Origin of the sequence: Pedobacter sp. (assembly GCF_041662865.1) — a bacterium.
Taxonomy (GTDB): Bacteria; Bacteroidota; Bacteroidia; order Sphingobacteriales; family Sphingobacteriaceae; genus Pedobacter.
Map to the genome: position 1 here is coordinate 1 of NZ_JBAZRL010000128.1, position 2,632 is coordinate 2,632.

Annotated in this window: 2 protein-coding genes; both read left to right on the forward strand. The window is 33.1% G+C overall.

From position 1 onward, the window contains the following. Nucleotides 1-944: hypothetical protein (locus WC622_RS17085; RefSeq protein WP_372820897.1), on the forward strand; the 944-nt coding region annotated here is incomplete at its 5' end. Nucleotides 945-948: 4 nt separating this feature from the next. Beyond that, nucleotides 949-2,632: hypothetical protein (locus WC622_RS17090; RefSeq protein ID WP_372820898.1), on the forward strand; the 1,684-nt coding region annotated here is incomplete at its 3' end.

Here is a 2,632-nt window from a genome sequence, read left to right on the forward strand (position 1 = left end):
CAACTGAAAAACTACAAGTATCTGGTAGAGATGATGCTTTAGCAAATGTAGATCAGATTGAAGACTTATTGCAACAATATCAATCTAAAGGCGGCAATACTAATTTATTGTCTGGTGGAATTGAAAAATTCTCTGAAAATGTTTTAAAGTATACTAATAATTCTGAACTTGCTACTATTGCAAATCAAATTGCAATTGCTATTCAATCATATAGACGTTCGGTTACTGGTGCAGCTTTCTCTGAATCTGAGGCTAAAGAATATGCAAGTATATTTCCAGCCATTGGTAATGTTCCAGCTTTAAATAAAGCAAAAATTAATAGTATTAAAGAAGTATTTAATCGTAATCAAGAAAACTTCTATAAACGGCAAATGGGTGCAACAAATTATGCTAAACTACAAAATCTTGGTGCTGGTGGAACAACTTCTACCACCTCAAATCTAGTCCCATTAAATAGAAGCTATACTTCTATTGCTGAGTTAGTTAAAGAAAATCCAGGTTATTCTAATGCAATTAAAGAAGCAAAGAGTAATGGCTATTCTGAGAGTGAAATATTACAATTTCTTGAACAAGGTTTTAACCAGGGTAGTGGCGGTACACCAAAAGCCACAGGAATGAGGACTGATAGGCATAATAACCCCACTGCTTTTACAACTGATATCGCTAGAATTGCTGGACTTAAAGAGGGAGTTGATTATGTTGTTGGCGATTCATTTTCTAATGGTAGATATAAAACGGCAAGATTGCTTGGTGATCCAGTTGATACAACTATTAAGGTAATTGATAAAATTGGTTTTTACACAGACTCTGGTGAACAAAGATGGAAACATACTGCAATGTCTAAGTCTAAATGGAATAACTTATCTTACGAACAAAAAAAGAATGTAATTAAACAAATGTATCAACGTGAAGGTGGAAGTCAATTATTAAATAAGTTTGCATAATATTATGAAAAAATCATTGGATGAAATTTTTGGTTCTAAACAAGATAATCAACAAATTCAACCTACACAAAATACTACTGGAAAAAAATCTTTACAGGATATTTTTAGTAATACAAAAACAACTAATATAGATGTTATTCAACAAGGCTTAGAAATGGCTGACCAAGAATTTATGTCAACTCCACTTAAACAACACTTTGCACAATCCGGAGTTGCAGGCAAAACTGCTGATGTTATAAATACAGCTTTTCAAGGTTTTACTGAATTACCACCTGTACAATGGGCTGGTATGGGTTTAGGTGGGGTAACCGCAGGTATCGGTGGAGTTATTGGTGGTGCTGTTGCAATTCCAGGGACAATGATAGCAAATATGATGAAAGGAAAATCGTTAACTGAAGATATGTGGAAGAATGTTTTAGAGAATGCTAAAACTACAGGTAAATTTGGTTATGAAACAGGCAAAGGTGCTGTTCCAATGACTGCTTTGGCTTCTGCACACGCAATTCCAGGGTTGGGTCAGGCTCTAGATTTAGCTTTAGCTTATGGAATGGCAGAACCTCAAGTAGAAAAATTAAAAAATTTAGATAAAATGTCAACCTCAGAGCAAATACAAACAGGAATGGAATTAGGTATGGCAGTTTCAGCTTTTTTAGCAGCAAAAGAATTACCTAAAGAATTTCAAAGAGGAAAAGAATTATTTACATCCAAAACAAAAACTATTAGTGGTGAAATTCCACCAGCGGGACCTACTGGTACACTATCTCCAAATTTAAAAATAACAGTAGACAAAGCTTTGAAGCCGTCAATGAAATCAGTTAAAACTCCCCAAGCAAGAGAGGTATATTATACTGATGCGGACACAGCTTTAAAGTATGTAAATGAAGAAAAACCAACTTTAATTGACCAAAAAACTGGTGAAGCTACTGTTAGAAATCCACAAAATAGAGCTGAATTAAGTGAGTCACTTGGACAATCTAAAAAAACTTTATTTACTAAATGGAATGACTTAACTAAACAAAGTGGTGAAATGGGTCTTACTTTTGATGCAGCTGATATTCAAAAAAAATTATTAGTTGAGTCTGAAAATAAATCTTGGAGTAAAAAAACTAGGGATTACTACAAAGAGCTTGCGTCTGAAGTTGGTGAATTAGATAGTGCAGACCCACTAACCGTTCAAAGTCGTTTACAAGAATTAAACGAAAGAGCAAATGGATTTTTTAATGGTAATGATAAAATTAGAGCAAGAATTGATGCCTCTGTTGCAAATATGGTTAAATCTAAACTTGATGAGCAAATATCAAGAACTACAAATGAAAATTGGAAAGAATATCGTGATGTTTATAAGTCAATTAAAACAATTGAAGATGATTTAAATCGTCAAATTGCTATTGAAGCAAGAAAAGCCGATAAAGGTTTAATTGATTATACTGATATTTTTACAGGTGGAGATATTTTAGGTGGAATAATAACAGCTAATCCAGGTGCAATTGCAAGGGGTTTAGGTGGTAGGGCAATAAAATCTTATATAAAATTTTTAAATGACCCAAATAGATATATTGAAAGTTATTTTAAGAATTTAGAAAAAACTAACGTTCCGTCTTTATTTACTCAAAGAAATCCGTCTGAAACTGGTATAATTCCCTATACTCCTTTACAAAAAAAGCCCTTATCTACACCTGAAACAATTA